Origin of the sequence: Bariatricus sp. HCP28S3_A4 (genome assembly GCF_052066395.1) — a bacterium.
GTDB lineage: Bacteria > Bacillota > Clostridia > Lachnospirales > Lachnospiraceae > Allocoprococcus.
In genome coordinates, this window is sequence record NZ_JBQHSE010000021.1 from 21,275 (window position 1) to 38,849 (window position 17,575).

23 protein-coding genes and 1 pseudogene are annotated in these 17,575 nt (G+C 40.1%); 10 read left to right on the top strand and 14 right to left on the bottom strand.

Features of this window, described 5'->3' with window-relative positions; translation table 11 throughout:
- Window positions 1-41: 41 nt before the first annotated feature.
- Window positions 42-161, top strand: coding sequence for a hypothetical protein (locus tag ACTNBF_RS11045; protein ID WP_427818987.1), 120 nt, complete (start codon window positions 42-44; stop codon window positions 159-161).
- A gap of 48 nt (window positions 162-209) precedes the next feature.
- Window positions 210-527 carry a hypothetical protein gene (locus ACTNBF_RS11050; protein ID WP_441049807.1) on the top strand — a complete coding sequence of 106 codons (318 nt, stop codon included), beginning with the start codon at window positions 210-212 and terminating at the stop codon, window positions 525-527.
- Window positions 528-548: 21 nt separating this feature from the next.
- Here the strand turns inward: ACTNBF_RS11050 and ACTNBF_RS11055 are convergent, their stop codons facing one another.
- The gene (locus ACTNBF_RS11055) at window positions 549-1,379 is read right to left on the bottom strand and encodes an AraC family transcriptional regulator (RefSeq protein ID WP_321069885.1); all 831 of its coding nucleotides are present in this window, start codon (window positions 1,377-1,379) and stop codon (window positions 549-551) included.
- Between the two features lie 205 nt (window positions 1,380-1,584).
- Here ACTNBF_RS11055 and ACTNBF_RS11060 point away from each other — a divergent pair, with 205 nt between their 5' ends.
- From ACTNBF_RS11060 to ACTNBF_RS11070, 3 genes and pseudogenes are all read left to right on the top strand, one after another.
- Complete coding sequence (locus tag ACTNBF_RS11060) at window positions 1,585-4,158, top strand: glycoside hydrolase family 3 C-terminal domain-containing protein (protein WP_427808712.1); 2,574 nt, start codon at window positions 1,585-1,587, stop codon at window positions 4,156-4,158.
- Between the two features lie 62 nt (window positions 4,159-4,220).
- Window positions 4,221-4,346 (top strand): annotated as a pseudogene (locus ACTNBF_RS11065) (MFS transporter); the annotation flags it as partial.
- Window positions 4,347-4,558: 212 nt separating this feature from the next.
- The gene (locus tag ACTNBF_RS11070; RefSeq protein WP_441049808.1) at window positions 4,559-5,257 is read left to right on the top strand and encodes a TMEM164 family acyltransferase; all 699 of its coding nucleotides are present in this window, start codon (window positions 4,559-4,561) and stop codon (window positions 5,255-5,257) included.
- Here the strand turns inward: ACTNBF_RS11070 and ACTNBF_RS11075 are convergent.
- Window positions 5,214-5,855, bottom strand: coding sequence for an ATP-binding protein (locus ACTNBF_RS11075; protein WP_427808710.1), 642 nt, complete (start codon window positions 5,853-5,855; stop codon window positions 5,214-5,216). The two genes, ACTNBF_RS11070 and ACTNBF_RS11075, sit on opposite strands and share 44 nt — an antisense overlap.
- An 85-nt stretch (window positions 5,856-5,940) precedes the next feature.
- On the opposite strand from ACTNBF_RS11075, the gene ACTNBF_RS11080 reads away from it, so the two are divergent.
- Window positions 5,941-6,600 carry a Crp/Fnr family transcriptional regulator gene (locus ACTNBF_RS11080; RefSeq protein ID WP_427808709.1) on the top strand — a complete coding sequence of 220 codons (660 nt, stop codon included), beginning with the start codon at window positions 5,941-5,943 and terminating at the stop codon, window positions 6,598-6,600.
- Window positions 6,601-6,672: 72 nt separating this feature from the next.
- On the opposite strand, the gene ACTNBF_RS11085 is transcribed toward ACTNBF_RS11080, so the two are convergent.
- Both ACTNBF_RS11085 and ACTNBF_RS11090 read right to left on the bottom strand, forming a co-directional pair.
- The gene (locus tag ACTNBF_RS11085; RefSeq protein WP_427808708.1) at window positions 6,673-7,209 is read right to left on the bottom strand and encodes a hypothetical protein; all 537 of its coding nucleotides are present in this window, start codon (window positions 7,207-7,209) and stop codon (window positions 6,673-6,675) included.
- Window positions 7,210-7,665: 456 nt separating this feature from the next.
- Window positions 7,666-7,812, bottom strand: coding sequence for a hypothetical protein (locus ACTNBF_RS11090; protein WP_427808707.1), 147 nt, complete (start codon window positions 7,810-7,812; stop codon window positions 7,666-7,668).
- A 99-nt stretch (window positions 7,813-7,911) separates the two neighbouring features.
- Between ACTNBF_RS11090 and ACTNBF_RS11095 the strand changes: the two genes are divergently transcribed.
- Window positions 7,912-9,564, top strand: a complete 1,653-nt coding sequence (locus ACTNBF_RS11095; protein WP_427808706.1) for a dicarboxylate/amino acid:cation symporter — start codon at window positions 7,912-7,914, stop codon at window positions 9,562-9,564.
- Window positions 9,565-10,081: 517 nt separating this feature from the next.
- Here the strand turns inward: ACTNBF_RS11095 and ACTNBF_RS11100 are convergent.
- From ACTNBF_RS11100 to ACTNBF_RS11115, 4 genes are all read right to left on the bottom strand, one after another.
- Window positions 10,082-10,234 carry a hypothetical protein gene (locus ACTNBF_RS11100; RefSeq protein ID WP_441049809.1) on the bottom strand — a complete coding sequence of 51 codons (153 nt, stop codon included), beginning with the start codon at window positions 10,232-10,234 and terminating at the stop codon, window positions 10,082-10,084.
- Complete coding sequence (locus ACTNBF_RS11105; RefSeq protein WP_441049810.1) at window positions 10,215-10,442, bottom strand: helix-turn-helix domain-containing protein; 228 nt, start codon at window positions 10,440-10,442, stop codon at window positions 10,215-10,217. Before ACTNBF_RS11105 ends, ACTNBF_RS11100 begins: the two co-directional genes overlap by 20 nt.
- Window positions 10,443-10,578: 136 nt before the next feature.
- Entirely contained in the window at window positions 10,579-11,526 is a 948-nt protein-coding gene (locus ACTNBF_RS11110) for a DUF2812 domain-containing protein (RefSeq protein WP_441049811.1), read from the bottom strand.
- Entirely contained in the window at window positions 11,526-11,840 is a 315-nt protein-coding gene (locus ACTNBF_RS11115; RefSeq protein WP_427820815.1) for a PadR family transcriptional regulator, read from the bottom strand. Before ACTNBF_RS11115 ends, ACTNBF_RS11110 begins: the two co-directional genes overlap by 1 nt.
- A gap of 512 nt (window positions 11,841-12,352) precedes the next feature.
- On the opposite strand from ACTNBF_RS11115, the gene ACTNBF_RS11120 reads away from it, so the two are divergent.
- From ACTNBF_RS11120 to ACTNBF_RS11130, 3 genes are all read left to right on the top strand, one after another.
- Window positions 12,353-13,105, top strand: a complete 753-nt coding sequence (locus tag ACTNBF_RS11120) for a hypothetical protein (protein ID WP_320855139.1) — start codon at window positions 12,353-12,355, stop codon at window positions 13,103-13,105.
- A gap of 542 nt (window positions 13,106-13,647) precedes the next feature.
- On the top strand, window positions 13,648-13,995 hold the full coding sequence (locus tag ACTNBF_RS11125; protein WP_441089282.1) for a transposase: 348 nt from the start codon (window positions 13,648-13,650) through the stop codon (window positions 13,993-13,995).
- The gene (locus tag ACTNBF_RS11130) at window positions 13,985-14,611 is read left to right on the top strand and encodes an IS3 family transposase (RefSeq protein WP_441089283.1); all 627 of its coding nucleotides are present in this window, start codon (window positions 13,985-13,987) and stop codon (window positions 14,609-14,611) included. The genes ACTNBF_RS11125 and ACTNBF_RS11130 overlap by 11 nt, the downstream gene beginning before the upstream one ends.
- On the opposite strand, the gene ACTNBF_RS11135 is transcribed toward ACTNBF_RS11130, so the two are convergent.
- The 6 genes from ACTNBF_RS11135 to ACTNBF_RS11160 form a co-directional block, all read right to left on the bottom strand.
- Window positions 14,569-14,889, bottom strand: a complete 321-nt coding sequence (locus ACTNBF_RS11135; protein ID WP_427820811.1) for a hypothetical protein — start codon at window positions 14,887-14,889, stop codon at window positions 14,569-14,571. The two genes, ACTNBF_RS11130 and ACTNBF_RS11135, sit on opposite strands and share 43 nt — an antisense overlap.
- Complete coding sequence (locus ACTNBF_RS11140; RefSeq protein ID WP_441049818.1) at window positions 14,889-15,713, bottom strand: ImmA/IrrE family metallo-endopeptidase; 825 nt, start codon at window positions 15,711-15,713, stop codon at window positions 14,889-14,891. The genes ACTNBF_RS11135 and ACTNBF_RS11140 overlap by 1 nt, the downstream gene beginning before the upstream one ends.
- Entirely contained in the window at window positions 15,710-15,919 is a 210-nt protein-coding gene (locus tag ACTNBF_RS11145) for a hypothetical protein (RefSeq protein ID WP_441049812.1), read from the bottom strand. The genes ACTNBF_RS11140 and ACTNBF_RS11145 overlap by 4 nt, the downstream gene beginning before the upstream one ends.
- Window positions 15,920-15,940: 21 nt before the next feature.
- Window positions 15,941-16,528 (bottom strand): zf-HC2 domain-containing protein, encoded by a 588-nt coding sequence (locus ACTNBF_RS11150; RefSeq protein WP_427820917.1) that lies wholly within the window; start codon window positions 16,526-16,528, stop codon window positions 15,941-15,943.
- The gene (locus ACTNBF_RS11155; protein ID WP_441089284.1) at window positions 16,521-17,015 is read right to left on the bottom strand and encodes an RNA polymerase sigma factor; all 495 of its coding nucleotides are present in this window, start codon (window positions 17,013-17,015) and stop codon (window positions 16,521-16,523) included. The genes ACTNBF_RS11150 and ACTNBF_RS11155 overlap by 8 nt, the downstream gene beginning before the upstream one ends.
- A 158-nt stretch (window positions 17,016-17,173) precedes the next feature.
- On the bottom strand, window positions 17,174-17,560 hold the full coding sequence (locus tag ACTNBF_RS11160) for an RNA methyltransferase (protein WP_441089285.1): 387 nt from the start codon (window positions 17,558-17,560) through the stop codon (window positions 17,174-17,176).
- Window positions 17,561-17,575: the final 15 nt, after the last annotated feature.

Sequence of the window (17,575 nt, forward strand, 5' to 3'; positions counted from 1 at the left end):
CGGAACTGGACAGTGCGGTGGTTCTGCTCTTAAACCGTAATATGGGCGGTGCTGTCATCACCAGCCACCAGATTCATCAGGGAAGTTTCATGCACAGCGGAACTATTGAATATATGTGTATCGATCCGAATGGACCGCTCTGCTACTGTGGAAACAGATGATACCTGGAAACTTTCTGCTCTGCCAATTCCCTGGAGCAGTCTGCCGGTATGACTGCAAAAGAATTTTTCCCACTTCTTCGCAAAAAAAAATCTTCCCATCTTACACAACTCTGGGAAGATTATCTGATACATCTGGCCTTTGCCATAAAAAATATAAATATGATTGTGGATGCACCGATCATTATCAGTGGATATCTGGCACCATTTTTCACCGAGGAAGATATTCAGATACTTCTAAAAAATGTTAATTCTGCTTCTCCTTTTCCGCTTGACAGACCTCAGATTTTGATTGGTAACCATGGACAATATACTCCAGCTATAGGTGCTGCACTGTTTTATGTGGATCAGTTTATACGAAGTGTATAGACGTGTCTGGCTTTCGTCCATTCACATCCTCATTCTCTGCGGTGTATCTCCATAAATCTTTTTAAACGTTCTAAGAAAAATCTTATAATTACTGATCCCATGGGCTGCCATCAGATTGGTGATGGAGTCATTGGAATAAATCAGCTCATCATGAAAGCGCATAACACGGACAGCATTTAAATATTCCAGGAAGGTCTGTCCCGTATATTTTTTGAAAATCCTGCAGAAGTATTCCCGGCTCAGTCCCAGATTTCCGGCAGCTTCATCAAGTGTCAGCGGTTCCCGATAATGCTCTCCCACCCAATCCATTGTCTGGGTGAGCCGCAAAATATCACGGTGAGCCGCTTTCTGACCATCCGATGCCAGCCAGCAAGAATCATATCTGTAAAGACAGTACAAAAGATCATGAAGTCTGGCAGTAAAGAGAAGCGGATACCCATCCTCTTCCTTCTGGTAAATGTCCAGCATTTCCATCAGATAATGCGTTGGTGCGCAGGTCGAACCTTCCAGAGCAGTTCCGGCAGGAATCCATGTACCAAAATGGAGTACATCAAAATTTGGAAAGAACTGCTGAAGATATCGGGCGGAAATCTGAAGAAGAATATAACTGGTCGTATCTCCATGGGTACGGGTCATATGGATATCCTTGGAATTAATGATCAGGATATCACCTGCAGACAGTTCAAAAGTTTCTGCCTGAATAACCGCAGTCATCCCTCCGGAAACAATAAGAAGAATTTCCAGATATTCATGCCAGTGGGCCAAAATAGTGTGGGCCGGTTCCTGTACATAAGAAAAATGCACAGGCAACCGGCTGTTTTCACGGACCATTTCATAGGTATAAGCAGACATAATAGCATTCCCTCCTGTTTCTTCTCTATGGTATGTCAATTCTGACAATATTTTCTTTCTATATTTTAAGAAATAAATCAAAAAATATCAATATCAACCAAAAAATAGTCAAAAAAATGAATAGAAAAAAACACATATATACTTCATAATCAAGATATCTGAAAAATACAACCATGAAAATGATATATACGATCGGAGGGTTATTATGAAACTCAGAAAACGTCTGTTTCCAGGTACTACATCTGATGCTGTGACTGAGCGTGAGACAAAAAATCGCAAATTAGCCAGAAAGGCTGCTGCCGAAGGGTTCGTTCTTTTAAAGAATGATGAGCACTTTCTTCCTTTGCCGAAAGGAATCAGAATCGGACTTTACGGTGCCGGTGCGATCAAAACCATCAAGGGTGGCACCGGATCCGGTGATGTAAATGAACGTGACTGTGTAAATATTTATCAGGGTATGATAAATGCAGGCTATGAAGTAACCAGCAAAAAATGGCTAGATGACTATGATGCTCAGTATATTCAGGCAAGAGAAAACTGGAGGGATAAGATTTTCAAAAGCCTGCCGGAATATGACAATAATTTCTTTCGTGCCTACTCCGCAGCGCAGTTTCAGATGCCCTGCGGAAGTGCCATCGATGTAGAAGCTGCACGGGCAGATGGAGCTGACATCGCAATTTTTGTCCTGAGCCGAATTGCCGGTGAAAATGCAGACCGATCCGTGTCTGAAGGCGATTATCTGATCACAGCAGAAGAAAAATCACTGCTTACCCAGGTCTGTGAGGCTTATCAGGATGTAGTTCTGGTAATCAATACCGGCGGTCTTGTAGACCTTGGATTTACAGATGAATTTTCCAATATCCGTTCCATTCTGCAGTTTATGCAGGCCGGTCAGGAAGGTGGAAATGCATTTGCTGATGTGATCAGCGGCGATGTCACTCCTTCGGGAAAGATGACCGATACCTGGGCACTGACTTATGGAGATTATCCCAATGCTTCCTTCTTCAGCCATAACAGCGGCGATGTTTACAAGGAGGAATATAAAGAAGGAATTTATGTAGGATATCGCTATTTTGACACATTTGACGTACCGGTACGTTACTGCTTTGGCCATGGACTTTCCTACACGGAATTTGAGATGAATGCCGGAGATATCGCTGTAAATGGTATGGGAACGTCAAATCCAATGGTATCCGTCCACGTAAATGTAAAAAATGCAGGTGCCATATATTCCGGTAAAGAAGTTGCTCAGATCTACGTATCCTGCCCACAGGGCAAAATGGCAAAAGAATACCGCAGGCTTGCCGGTTTTGGAAAAACTCGTCTTCTGTCTCCCGGAGAGAGCCAGAGCCTGGAAATCTCCTTTTCCCTCTACCAGATGGCTTCCTACGACGAAGACCAGGCTGCATGGATTCTGGAAAAAGGAGCCTATGGTATCTGGGTGGGAAATTCTCTTGACAGTGCCAGACTAATCGGTTCCCTGAAGCTGGATGAGGACGCGTGCATGGTACAGTGCGAACATATCTGTGAGAAAAAGCAGGAACTGGAAGAGATGATTCCAGATATTTCAAAAATGAAAGAAAAAGAAGCTGCATGGCTTGCGATGACAGATAAGCTTCCGACAATCGAACTGGAGGCTTCCGATATTCCATCAGAAACCATTTCGTATTCCGGTATTCCGGATAAACTACCAGGTAAAGCAGGAGATATTACCGAAAGCCTGTCCCTGGATCAGCTTGTTGCCTTCGCAACGGGAGATGTAAATTCCGGACAGAGCGAATTTGGTTCCGCAGGACAGACCGTTCCGGGTGCAGCAGCTGAGACTGTTTCCATAGCAGCTAAGGATCCCTGGAATGTAGCCAGTATCGTGCTTGCAGATGGCCCCGCCGGTATTCGTCTGAAACAGACCTATCAGGTATTTGAAGGAAAAATTGAAGCCGGTGATCTGATGGAAGCACTGGAAGGTGGATTTTTTGCAGCTAAACGTGGAAAAAGAGGCACCACATATCACCAGTATTGTACTGCTATTTCTGTGGGAACCCTTCTTGCCCAGACATGGAACCTGCCGCTTATCAAAGAAATAGGCGAAATGATCGGACATGAAATGGAACTGTTTGAGGTAACTCTGTGGCTGGCACCAGGTATGAATATCCACAGGAATCCTCTTTGCGGTAGAAACTTTGAGTATTATTCAGAAGATCCGCTCCTTTCTGGTATGATGGCTTCCGCCATGACTCTTGGTGTACAGAAGGTAGCGGGATGCGGAACCACTATCAAGCATTTTGCATGCAACAACCAGGAAGATAACCGTATGGGATCTGACAGTGTGATTTCCGAAAGAACGCTTCGCGAAATCTACCTGAAAGGATTCGAAATCGCTGTGAAAAACTCTCAGCCAATGTCCATTATGACCTCCTATAATCTCATCAATGGTGTCCATGCCGCGAACTGCTATGATATTTGTACAAAAGCCGCCAGAGACGAATGGGGATTTGCAGGAGCGATCATGACAGACTGGACTACTACCACAGATTCCACTGCAGGCATTTGTACCGCTTCAGGATGTATGCGTGCCGGAAACGATATGGTTATGCCAGGAGATCCTGCTGACCACGAGAACATCCGCAAAGAACTGGATGAAGGAACTCTGGATATCCGCGAGCTGAAACGCTGCGTATGCAATACCATCCGGGTAGCACTTCAGTCTAACCAGTACGAGGACGCTGTAAGCTATCTGGATCAATTCGAAAATCTTGACACTTATATGACAGCCAAATAAAAGAAGCATAAATTTGCCCCGTCGGGGTCTGTGCAGTGAACTCTGTACAACTTCCGCCGGGGAATTTTATTTTTATTCTTTCATCCATGTTTTTGATGAAATTCTATACCGATGTAATGGGTGTTTCCAGCGGCCTGGTGGGATTGATGATGATGGTTGCGCGAATCGTTGATGCATTTACTGATGTGGCGAACAAAATAAAAATGTCCCATTTCTCATTCTCCTGCTCTTTTCTTATCACAATTCAAGCTTCCGGTTAGCGCTTTAAAAGGCTTTTTTCTACGCTCTCCCAAAGCCAACCACCTCCTTGTGTTTCTGTCTTGATTATACTATAATCAAGGCAGAATTGCACATAGCAGATATAACTCTTAACACAACGAAAGAAAAGAGATGATTAAAAATGTACATATTTCTTATCGGCATCATACTTGCCATCACACTGGCCTGGAAGTCTCATCACTTCTCCGATAATGCCCAGCAGCAACTGCTCGTTTTTCTCGCTGTCCTGTTCCCACTCTCAGAGCTGGTCAAGCAGATTCTTTTGTTCATAAATAACGACTGTACCTATGACTGGTGGTATTTCCCATTCCAGCTTTGCAGCATCCCAATGTATCTGCTTCCTTTATACTGTCTTCTCTCTGAGAAATTCTTGGGTCTCCGCAAAGTACTGGCTAATTTTATGGTTGATTTCGGTCTTCTCGGAGGAATCTTCGCATTTGCCGATACCAGTGGCATGCACTATGATCTGCCTGTACTCACACTACACAGCTACCTCTGGCACTTTCTTCTAATCTATCTCGGTTTCTTTCTGATATTTACCCAAAGAAACAGTTCCCTTCCAAAGGATTTCCTGCTTCCGGGTACCCTCTTTCTTCTGTTAGTTGGAATTGCCACACTGCTGAATATGGCCTTATATACCAAAGGACTCATCAACATGTTTTACGTCAGTCCTTACTATCATATGCAGCAGATTGTCTTTGCGGATATCGCCCTAGTCACCGGGCAGACCGCCGGACGACTTATTTATCTTGCATCCGAACTGCTGGGAGCTTTTCTTATACACTTGGGCTCAATAATGTTCCATCCGTTGAAATCGTAACGACCTGCCACGGAATGAATTTCCCGCTAGCCTGCAGCGCTTTCTTAGCGGCCATCACCAATCCTCCGCAGCAAGGCACTTCCATCCGCAGTACGGTAACACTGCAAATATCATTATTTGCAAAAATCTGTGTCAGTTTCCCGCTGTAATCCACCGAATCCAGCTTCGGGCAGCCGATCAGCGTGATCTTTCCGCGCATAAATTCTTCATGCACATTTGCATAGGCATATGCCGTACAATCCGCCGCAATCAGTATATTTGCACCGTCAAAATACGGCGCGTTTACCGGAACCAGTTTGATTTGGCACGGCCACTGGGCAAGTCTGGAAGTGCAGGAAACGGACCTTGCCATTTCATCTTTTTTCTTCTTATTCGCCAATACGGCCTGTTCATCATAAGCCGCCGCCTCACGTTCCACGAACGTAATTGCACCGGTCGGGCACTCCGGCAGACAATCCCCCAGCCCGTCACAGTAATCATCCCGAAGAAGTTTTGCCTTGCCATCCACCATGCCGATGGCCCCTTCATGACATGCGTTTGCACACGCACCGCATCCATTACATTTATCTTCATCAATTTGTATAATTCTTCTGATCATATTTTTTGTCCTCCTTGTGCTTCTGTTTGGATTATACTATAATCAAATCAAAAATTCGGTGGTTATAACCACAAAAGGAGAATTCATGGAGAAATTTTTATCACCTGTTTTTCAGGGAATTAATGATACTGAATGGCAGAAAATGCAGACTATCCAATGCATGCATCAGGCATCTTTCGCAAAAAATGCCGTCATCTTCCATGCAGGCTCAATGATATCCGATGCCGGTATCGTGATGCGTGGCAGTGTCAATATTGAAATCAATGATCTCTGGGGGAATCGCAGCATCCTGAGCAACGTTTCTGCCGGTCATATTTTTGCGGAAACTTATGCGCTCAGCCGGGAGCCTTTAATGGTAGACGTCGTATCTGCCGAAGACTGCGAGGTTCTGTTTCTGAATCTGAGTGCTCTTACAGATCCGCTGTATGCGAATGATTCCTGGCAAAGAAAGTTTATGAAAAACATCCTGAATGCCTGTGTACAGAAAAATCAGGTACTTTCAAACCGCATTTTCTGTACCACCCCCAAATCAACACGTGCCCGCATCCTGACTTATCTTTCCTATCAGGCCGTTAAGGAAGGCAGAACTACGTTTCGAATTCCGTTTAATCGCCAGCAAATGGCAGATTATCTGAACCTGGATCGAAGCGCCCTCTCCAAGGAACTGGGACGTATGCGCGACGAAGGCATTCTGGAGTTTCGTAAAAATCAATTCACATTAACCGGGATTCAACTCTCACCGTAACACAAATACTTTGCTTTATTCCGGGTACCATACACTCTTTCCCGTAGATTTAGCATATTCAAATTCCGACGGTTACGGTCTTTCCTTCATATACCTTTCCCACATATCAGAATATCTTGTTCCCCATTCTACATTTGTGATAGTAGAGTAAGGAATCTTAAGTATATCATCATACCATACTCCATCTGCATCAAACGCCCTGAGAAATAGTTTATTCTTCTTCGCCTTGACAACTACGCCAATAGCAAACTCTCCATGAATTTCATCTTCCACAATAATAAATTGCTCTTTCGTTTTTAAGGAATCAAAAATTGTCCTCCAATCAGACAGATCAATATCCGGTGCCTTAATACCTCTTGTAATACCATATCGTTTATTAATCTCATTACATTTATTAGTATTAACCTCAACTTTCTTAAGTTGTGACATTTTACGTATACAATAGCCATCTAATTGAAAATCTGCTTCAGTTTGTCCCAAAAAAAATTTTTTATTTACTTCATTTGGATAATAATAAAAAAAGTCCTCGCTATACGAAAAGGAACAGCGGCATAGCCCTATTTCAGTAATTGCTTTTGTAATAATTTCAATCTTCTTTCGCTTTTTCATGGTTCTTCCTCTTTCCCTGTCCTAATTAATTTATATTATACACCGTAACACCCCCGATTCCAGTGCATTCGTTACGATTCAGACTCTTTCTGTTGTCCCTTTCATCCCTTCTGTTGAAAAACGGCCAGCTTCATCAAAAGCCAGCCATTTTCCAAAAAAGCATCATTTCATATTATCTTTGCGCGTAGTCTATATGCCTGCATTACAGCCATGAGGATGTCTTCCAGTCAATCAGCTTATCACTATAACCTTACACATGGATTTCGGCACAATTCTATGCCTGAACAAAAGTTCTTTATACACTAAATACAGTTCAAGTCAAAAGAGTTATCAATTCACAATTTACGGTCCAGTAATGTAAAAACAATAAATATTGCCCCTGTTATCGGGAAGTTGAGTTTGAAGTTTTCATAATGTAGACACATTTTTACGATTACACGCATTATTATCGTTATGTTATGCTATTTCAATAAACGTAGTTGCATTTGAAACCTTGATCTGTGTATCCAGTTCCGCAAGAAGTGTACTCCGCTTTTCTTCCAAATCTGACAGTTTCTTCTTCACATCCAGCGGATCAACCAGCTCTGTCGTATTTTCCTTCACGCAATAAAGATATGCAATTATGCATACAATGTGTTACAATCATACTGTATCCTGTCTTTATAAATCATCAAATCACAATCAACGAAAGGGACACAGCAAATGCCAAAACGCTTTGAACTATCAGAAAAGGGAATTATGGAAGCTCTGGAATTTCTTGGGGCTGAACTGCCCAGAAAGAAAGTATCTGAAAAAGATATCATCAAAACCAGACTTTTAGCAGAAGAATGCCTGTTTAAACTGGCAAAAGATGCAGCTGAGGGAACTACCTTCGAAATTTGGATTCGCTCTGTTTTAGGCAATGTAACCACAAAAATCAAATGTAAAGGAAAAGAAATCGATTTTTCGGATGCTCTGGCTCTCAGTGGAAATGATTTTAAGAATGCTTTTGATGAAGAAATGGATGACAGTGCCATCGAAACAATCCAGAATATGCTGTTAAAAGGATTTGCGGACAAATTCAAGATATCTCGTAAAAAAAATATGAATTACATAGATATTATCACGAAGAAAGATCCTCAGATGACACTATACATCACATTATCCGCAATTGTTCTGGCTGTTATAATCGGATTATTCATGCGTCTTTGCCTCAGCGAGACCATTTACAATGGATTTTGCAATAATGTACTGCAGCCTTTAAAAACCATTTATATGAATCTGCTTTCCATGATTGTAGGACCGGTTGTATTCTTTTCCATGATCACCTGTATGATGCAGTTCTCAGATATGCGCAGCTTCGGACGAATCGGCGGAAAAACCATGGGGATCTATACCTTTACCAGTGCAATTGCTGCCATTGCAGGAATCGGCATTTTTTATCTGATTCAGCCCGGCACAGAGGGAAGTTTTGTATCGATGATAACGTCGCAGGACACTCCGAACACTACCATATCCTTTCTTGACACGATCATCGATATTTTCCCAAGCAATATTGTGGGATCTTTCTATGAAAACAATGTCCTTCAGATCTTAATCATGGGTTTGTTTATGGGTGTTGCGGCCAACTTGATCGGAGAAAAAGGAAAGGTACTTCAGAATTTCTTTGAAGCAATGAACGATATGTTTCTGGAAATGGTACTGCTGCTCGCAAAACTGATTCCGCTAATTACATTTTGTTCTGTTATGATTTTGATTCTGACCACCGGAACAGATGCACTGATATCTTTATTAGCGCTGATTGGAACACTGTTAGCAGGACTGGTTGTGATGGTTTTTACATACTCAATAATGATTGTACTCACAGCGAAAGTGAGCCCGTTCCCATTCCTGAAACGCTACATTCCGACCGCGCTGAATGTTTTTTCATTAAGTTCCTCCAGTGCATCCATGCCGCTGAATATGGATTTTTGTAAAAATATAGGAATTTCCCAACGTGTTTACTCTTTCACTATTCCATTTGGAGCCACCATCAATATGGATGGTGCAATGATAGCTCTAATGACGGGAGTTTTGTTCATGGCTAAAACATTCGGTGTAACGATCGACACAAGCCATATTATAATGTTAATTGTATCAGGCATGTTATTGTCCATGGCTTCGCCGGGAGTTCCGGGTGGTTCTCTGGTTGCCTGCACGGTTCTCCTGAAGCAAATGGGAGTGCCGATGGATTGCCTTCCTTTGGTCATGGTATATCTCACAGTGACAGATATGATCTGTACGGTATCCAACACCACCGGAGACGTTGCTGCCAGCGTGATCGTTGCAAGCACTGAAAAATTGCTTGACAAGAATAAATACTATCAGAAGAATTAAAACAGAACATCAAAAAATAAGAGCTATTTGATTTTTTTACGAATCAAATAGCTCTTTTAATGATATTCTAGAAGTTTCACTGTATAACCCCTCTTTCTATTGATTTTGTCCAATTCAAATTATCTATTTCATTGGACCTACCTCCTGTTTTTTGAAGTTGTCTCTTCTTTTCTTTTGTTAAATTTATAATATCACTCTTTTATGATTATGTCAATATATTTTCCAAATATTTTTTAAATATAATTTAATTATCTGATTTTTTGCAATAAAAAGAGTCGCTTCGTAGATTATCAAAGATTACGCTGACAGCTATGCTCTGAAGCGTGATACTCTATGGCTTGTATATACCATCGGTTTGCAGGACGAAATCCGCATCAGTGCGGAAGAAACCGCAAAAGAATGTGGATTTCTCCAGATAAACTGGATTTAGGCCGGCGGAGTGATTACCACGCATGGCGGCCCTGCTGCCCTTGTGTTTTTTAATCCCCATTATCATCTGTCCAACCGATTTTCCTTGTTACTTTCTATGCAGAAGCCGCATTTTGAATGCTCTGATCTGGGCCGCGTATTTACTCGTCATAATCGCTCCAACGATCATCATGCCAAATGTAATTCCCAGGCACAATCCTCCCAGGAAATTATCCGCCCGATCACTGAATACCAGAATCATATAAATGACAGCTGCGATAAATCCTCCGATAAACAACCAATGCATCCGCCATTTCAATGAGAAGATCCAAATCCGGCAGATTACTTCCGGTCTCCCATCTTGAGATTGTTCTTCTTGATACCTGAAATTGTTCTGCCTGTTGTTCCTGTGTAAGCCCCTTCTCCTTCCGGAGCTCTTTGATAAAGCTTCCGATTTTTACTTGATCCATGAATTTGTGACCTCCTTTCTGAGAACAGAATACCTCCTGCTATGACAAATTTACAGGACACAAAGCGAGCAATGTCCGCAAATCCGCCTATGGGACATGATATGTCCAGATCACCATCCCCACAATATTTGAACATTTATTTTATAGTAAATCTTACTGTACCTTTAGCCTTCTTTCCGGAACACGTTATTTGATAACAGCCATCCTCCTGTATATTCACGGAAAAATCATCCCATTCTCCAAACGTATTTCCATAAAAAATAGGTTCCTCATTTTCCTTTTTTATACTGATATAGAGTTCCCCGCCTTCGGCCTCATGAGAAACCGCAACGCTGTCTCCTTTCTTCAAATTATATTCTTTTACGATACTTTTATTTAATCTGTCGGCTTCTACTATGAACCCATTTTCATACTCATGAAGCGTATAATCTGATGAGAATGAGAAACATACTGCTCCCACCATTATGAATGCACATATTACAAGACTCGCCATAATTCCACAATACTTTACTTTTCGTCTATTATCCTCCGGATGTACACTTTTTTCATACTGATAAAACTGAACAGAAAAAGAACCAAGTAATACGATATACATAATCCCTAAAATCAAAAAAGTAATTGAAAGTATATCCTGTACGATACTTCCGCCACCATATCCTACGGTGTTCATAATAAACTGTGGAAGGATTATGCATAAAAAAATGATAACAAGCGGCATTACCTTGCCTTTATAAACACGCTTCATCATATCAAGTCTGGAATCATCATCACAAAATATTTCTTCATTCATATTGCCTTCATCGGATGTTTTTCGAAAATAACTGTACCCTACAAAATCAAACAGATATTCCCAGCCGCAATCAGAAAACATCTGAACATATTCCGCTTTATTCGAAACTCCCTCCTGGTTGTAATCCAGCCTATAGGTTACATTTTCCGGCTCACATTGTTCAAAATGATAAAATCCAGGGAATGTCACTTTCGTAAATTTCCAGCCTTGTCTATGCATAGAGCTGAGGAATTCTTCTTCTTTCCTATACTCCGGAATTGAATAAATTTTAAATACTGTCTTAGCTTTTCCCATTATCTCATCTCCTTCATATTCCGATACAATCTCTCAATCCTCTTCATTTCAATTTCCAGTACTTCTTGTCCCAAATCCGTAATTACATATATTTTTCGTTTTTCTTCTTCCCTTAGGAAACAGATTAATCCATCTTTTTCCATCTTGGATAGGCTGCCATACATTGTCCCCGGCGCAAGAACGATATCTCCATTCGTAAGATCCTTTACCTTTTGAACAATTCCGTATCCATGATTTGGTTCTTTTAAGCATAACAGAATGTAGAACCCTGTTTCCGTCATTGGAACATATACTTTTTTAATATGTGCATCCATCTGTCTGTACCTCCTTCCGCTCTTAATACATCGCAGTAATATATATCGCACTTCGTTATATTTTATATATCACACTGCGATACATATGTCAAGATAAATATACGAATACTGAAACCACATTACAGACTTTTACTTTCAATGCTAATGCGATGCAGCAGACCACTGTTGATGTATTTGAAAAATCGTTATGGGCGTAAAATAAAAAAGCAGGTAAACTTCTGTTTCCATTATAATACACTGGAAAGTTGAAGTTTATCTGTTTTGCAATGCGCCCATCACTCTGTCTTTCAGAGTATAATTCGGTTTCATCAATGAAATTCCTGAAGAACACTTTTTTCTCCAGGTGTCCACAGTGGTGTCAGGCACCAATGTATGCCCAATCTTACAAAATGCATTTGCTATAGTTCTTGTCAAGCACCAAATGCAAATTTGCTTTGAAACCATTTCACCATTTTCATATCTATAAATACATGATATAATGGTCTTCACACTCTAAGAAAAGAAGGCATACTATGCAGATAGATTACGAAAAACTTGCGTCCATTGCTACCGATCCGACATCGCGTTCCACAATGGCAAAAGACACCAGTGAAGTATTAGCTTCATATATGCAAATACTATCCAATTTAATATTTGCCGCAGAACGATTGTCTGAAAGTGAAATGGCAATGATCATCAGCAGTCTGAATCGATGGGTAACCAAGAAAGATATTTCCGTAAAACGTCCTTATGCTGTAGGTACGATTGTTCAAATGGAATGGGGTAATAATTTTTCTCCAGAACTTTCCTACAAACATCCTGCTGTTATCATTGAAGAATGGACAACTACTGTTTTGGTAATCCCAACCACAAGTACACCTGCAAAAGTGGCTACCGCTTATCATCCAACCGATAATCCGTCTGGTAAATGGTACTATCGTAAAGTTGGCGTTGCAGAAGGCTTTGCACATGACTGTGCTTTGATTCTCAATAATGCAAAGATTATGTCTAAGGCTCGCATTATTTCTGTATCAAGAACAATTGCTGGAGATTTAAACGATGACAGTAATGTTTTTCGTGAAGTACGTAAAACTATGATTAAAAATTTCTTTTCAAAAGAATGGATTGAGCATCAGAAACTGGTACAAGCCTTTGAACAGGAAAAGGAACAAAACAAATCATTGCAAGAGGCTTATGACAAGCTCCTTGAAGAGAATAGATTACTAAAATCCACAGATAATAAAGTAACTGCCGAAAAAAATGAAAAGTCAGAGGAAATCAATTGACTTTTTGGCGCATATACTTTATTATAAAAGTGAAAGAAAGCGATATACGCCGTAAGGGCACGCTTTTAATTATCAATTGTACGCCGTAAGGGCAATTTTTAAGAAGTATTTTCGCCGTAAGGGCAGTGAAGGCACTCACTTTTGTGGGTGCCTTTTACATTTAATCCTTTTTATATTATCCCCAAGAATAAATCATCCCCAACTTTCTCAATATGTGTAAGCGATGAATACCCCACCGTTTAGACAGTTCCCTTTTTTCATGAGATAATTCTCTCATGGAGTGGAGCTTCTATACATCTTCTATGTTACTTTACTATTCGGACCATTTTACTTCACATCATGATGACCACAGTGGTGTCAGGCACCCATGTTGGCACCAATGTTAGGAGATGCACTCTCTTCATCCGAACATTAGATTAGGCTACTTTTCTTTCACGAAAAAAAGAGATATTATAATGGTCTCATAAATTAAGACACTTTTTCGGACAGATTTTAATGAATCTGATATACTAAAATCGGTAAGAAAGAGAGGATTCATTTACATGTCCAGACAAAGAAGAATTTTTAGCGCCAAATTTAAATCAGACCTTGTAATTGAGCTGCTTAAGGGAGAAAAAGATCTCAACACCCTAGCAACTGAAAATAATATCCAACCAAATCTGCTCCGTAATTGGAAGAAAGAGTTCCTGAACAATGCTTCTGTTGTGTTCGACGACAAGCGTGAGGAAAATCTTAAAGAAAAACTTGCCGAAGAGCGCAAAGAAAAAGCGGAGTATGCCAAAAAGGTTGGTCAGTTAACCATGCAGGTTGACTGGCTCAAAAAAAAAACTGAAGAAATTTGTGGACCTGACTACGAGAGTAAATTTAGTCCAAAACCTTTTGACGACTAAGGAAATCCCAGTTTCCGTTGGTGCCAGGTTGCTTGACATCAATCGCACGAGCATCTACTACAAAGGTACGCCTGTATCAGAAGAAGAACTGGCCTGCAAAGAGATCATTGATCATCTTCATACGGATAATCCTACTTGGGGTGCACGACAAATGTCTGCACAGCTGAAAGCCCGTGGATATCACGTTGGCCGCCGCAAAGCCAGACGATACATGAATGAAATGGATATTTATCCGATTTATCCAAAGATGAATCTCTCTAAGCGGATGCAACAGGCGAAAGTATGTCCTTATCTTCTTCGTAATGCAGTCATAGACAAGCCAAATCAGGCATGGTCTATTGATATTACATATATTCCGATCAAGCGCGGAAGTGCCAATTATTTATTCTCATTCAAAGGAGGAGCTTCGATTATGACTATTGAAACTATCTGTAACATGTTGTTGGATGCACTGACTGAGGCGGGCTTCAATGAGAGCACGCTCTTTAACTACAAAGGTATCATCCGTAGATTCAAAACATTTTGCAATGAAAAGGGGGTGACGGATTATACACCTGAAATCGGACAGGCTTATCAGTTCATTATAAAAATCTTAGATTTTTGTCTTGACAACTGAGCCACTATAATACAACTTGTCTGTTCATCTGCGTATTTTTTGACACTATCAGCGACTAGCTCGTCATACACCGATTCATGTATTGCCAATCCAGCAAACTCACTTAACAACGGAATAAGCCAGTATTCCTTAAAGTCTGTAAATGAATACGCTCTTACCTTTGCCACCTCACTCCTATCAGGGGGAATAAAGAAATTGGCATCCAGAAATACCTTCTGCCCAGGATTTTGTATTATGCTCTGAAAAGCTGGATTGACCTCTTTTGTATCTACCTTCATTAGTCATCCCCGCTTTCGAAAAAATCCTTCAGTTCATCATCAATCTCTGCGTCCATACATAATCCGTAATCTTCTGGTTCTTTTTCAAACATTGCTAATGTACGAACAAATTCATCCTCATCAATTAATCCATCTTCATAATTGCTGATAATTGTTTCTATTACTCTATTGGACACCCCCACAGTTTTCGTTTTCTTATTCAATAATTCTGATATCTCAGAATCAATATTTTTCAAAAGTTTTCTATATATCCCGTCTTCGTTTCTGCAATCAATAGCATACAATTTATCGTATTGATTTACATTTATATATCCCTCTTCAAACAATCTATTTATTATTGCCTGAAAAGGAAGCCACCAATCACATTGTATTCTTGCAATAAAACGCAACGCTCTATTATCAGAAACATCCCTCATATTTGAACTACCAAATGCATTCATCACAGCATCTTTCAGAGCCTCAGCCGGAAGTAATAACTCAGCTGCAAATCTGTCAGCCTGTTTTTCCGTAACTTTATCCTCATAGTCAATTTCAGGAGTATATGCTTTTCCAGACTTCGTAGTATAATGATATATTTCATGGGCTATAGCAAATATTTGTTCATCATAAAAGCTTGAAGTATTCAAGCCAATAAATGTAATAGTGTCATTATCTGTCTTAAACCATGTAATATTTCCGTATGTGTGGGTTCCATTCGTATCTGGAAAAGGATATTCACATAACAAAATATCCTTTTTATCCAGAAGGAGACGAATATCATTCCCAATAGGAACATTTGGATGAACTCCAAAAAATTGCCTTGTTTCAGCAACTAATTTTTTTATTTCGTAATCATCATATTGTCAATCATAAAAGGCAAACGGTGAGTATCAACTTCCCCTGTTCTACCAATGGCGTAATCGATACCAGCAGAAATCAGGCCAAGACCAATCAAAACAGCACCGACTATAATGAAAAACTTTGTCTTGTTCTTGATACCATAAATCAGCATTGCTACACCAATCAGAATAAGTATAATATTCATAATCATATCATTTCCTCCAATGTAATCTTATTGATTTAGTACAGTCGTTTTTAATGTATCCCCTGATACACCATCAATCAGAATTTCAAAAGCAGGATAATCTGCCTCACCAGGAACAGGGTATTCAACATTTACTTTGTAAACCATTGTGGAAAACTCCTTATCCTCCACAAGCTCCACAGCAGCCACAGGCTCAATAGCATCATAATCAGCATCAGGAAAATCATCTGTGTGGAAAGCGATATACGCTTTTGCTTTTAAAGAAGCCTGATAAACGGCATCCCCTTCCGTAAGAAGCGGTTTTCCGTTCAGTAGGTTCTTTGTATCACTTAGGAAGAAAAGTACAAAAACTGCACATATAACAAGAACTGAGATAACTGCTGTCTGTATTATTTTGCGCGTTAATACCTTTCTCATTTTTTCAAAAGGTTTTGTACCGCTTAACTGTTCACTGGTACTTATTGGAATTTGAAGAGAACCTTTCATATTTTCCATTACTTTTCTACATTCTTCACAGGTTGAAATATGTTCATTTACCAAATCCACCGATGATTTACTTGCAACATCATCTACACACAATGGAATCAAATCTCTAATAATTTCACACTCATTCATGTTCTATATCCTCCATTCGTTTCTTAATCAGATTTTTGGCGCGAAAAAATGTAACTCTTGCCCAGCTGTCACTTTTCCCGAATAAGCTGCCAATCTTCTGAAAATCCAGTTCACCAAACACACGCAGGTAAAAGACTTCTTTATATGGCTCATCCATTGAGTGAAGAAATTTGTGTATAATAAATGCAGTCTCTTTATCTTCTAATTCGTCTGTAAAGCAGACCAAATCCCGATTTGCACTTGTTTCATCCATCTTAGAAAAATGGATATTCTTTTCTTTCCGATATTTTGAAAAATATGTATTCTTCGCTATTGTAAATAACCAGGCTCTAATATCTTTATTACCATCAAAGGACTTAATAGAAGCTATAGCCTTAGTAAATGTTTCTTGAGTAATATCTTCCGCTTCGTCAGGCTTTTTAACCAGACTTAACAAATAGCGATAGACATCTCGATATAACTCGTCGTACATTGATTCAAAGTCCATTGCTATCCTCCTTTCACTAGATTAACGCATGAAGTAACTGAACGTTACAAAATTATTGAAAAATTACTCCTCTAGCTTATTACCCTAAAACAAACAGAATACCGTCACAAGTGTAATGACGGTATTCTAATTATTCTGAATAAGCCTCGTATATGCTATCATAGCATGGCAAAATGCTTTAATGCATTCATGATCGCATTACGTTTTTCCTCCGAGCACTGCGGCTGTCTTGAATTATCTGATTTTGCTTTATTATAATTTTCTCTTTCAATAATCCCGCATTCGCGCTTCACCTGAGCAATATACAGATTGCTTACCTGTAATCCGGTCTGTTCCAGCACGTATGCTTTAATTTCTTCATATGTGGCCTTAGCCTCCGCAGAAGTCACATCCAGCTCGTCCATATCTACCTTCACATCAATGGTATTCTTTGCTTCAGAAAGTTTGGACAATAAGCAAACCGTCTCCACATGTGTCGGTATCGGCTGGAGAACACATTTCCCCAGCCTCGCCAATCTTTGATGAACACATTTTTTCCGATTCATCTTTATCCAAATACT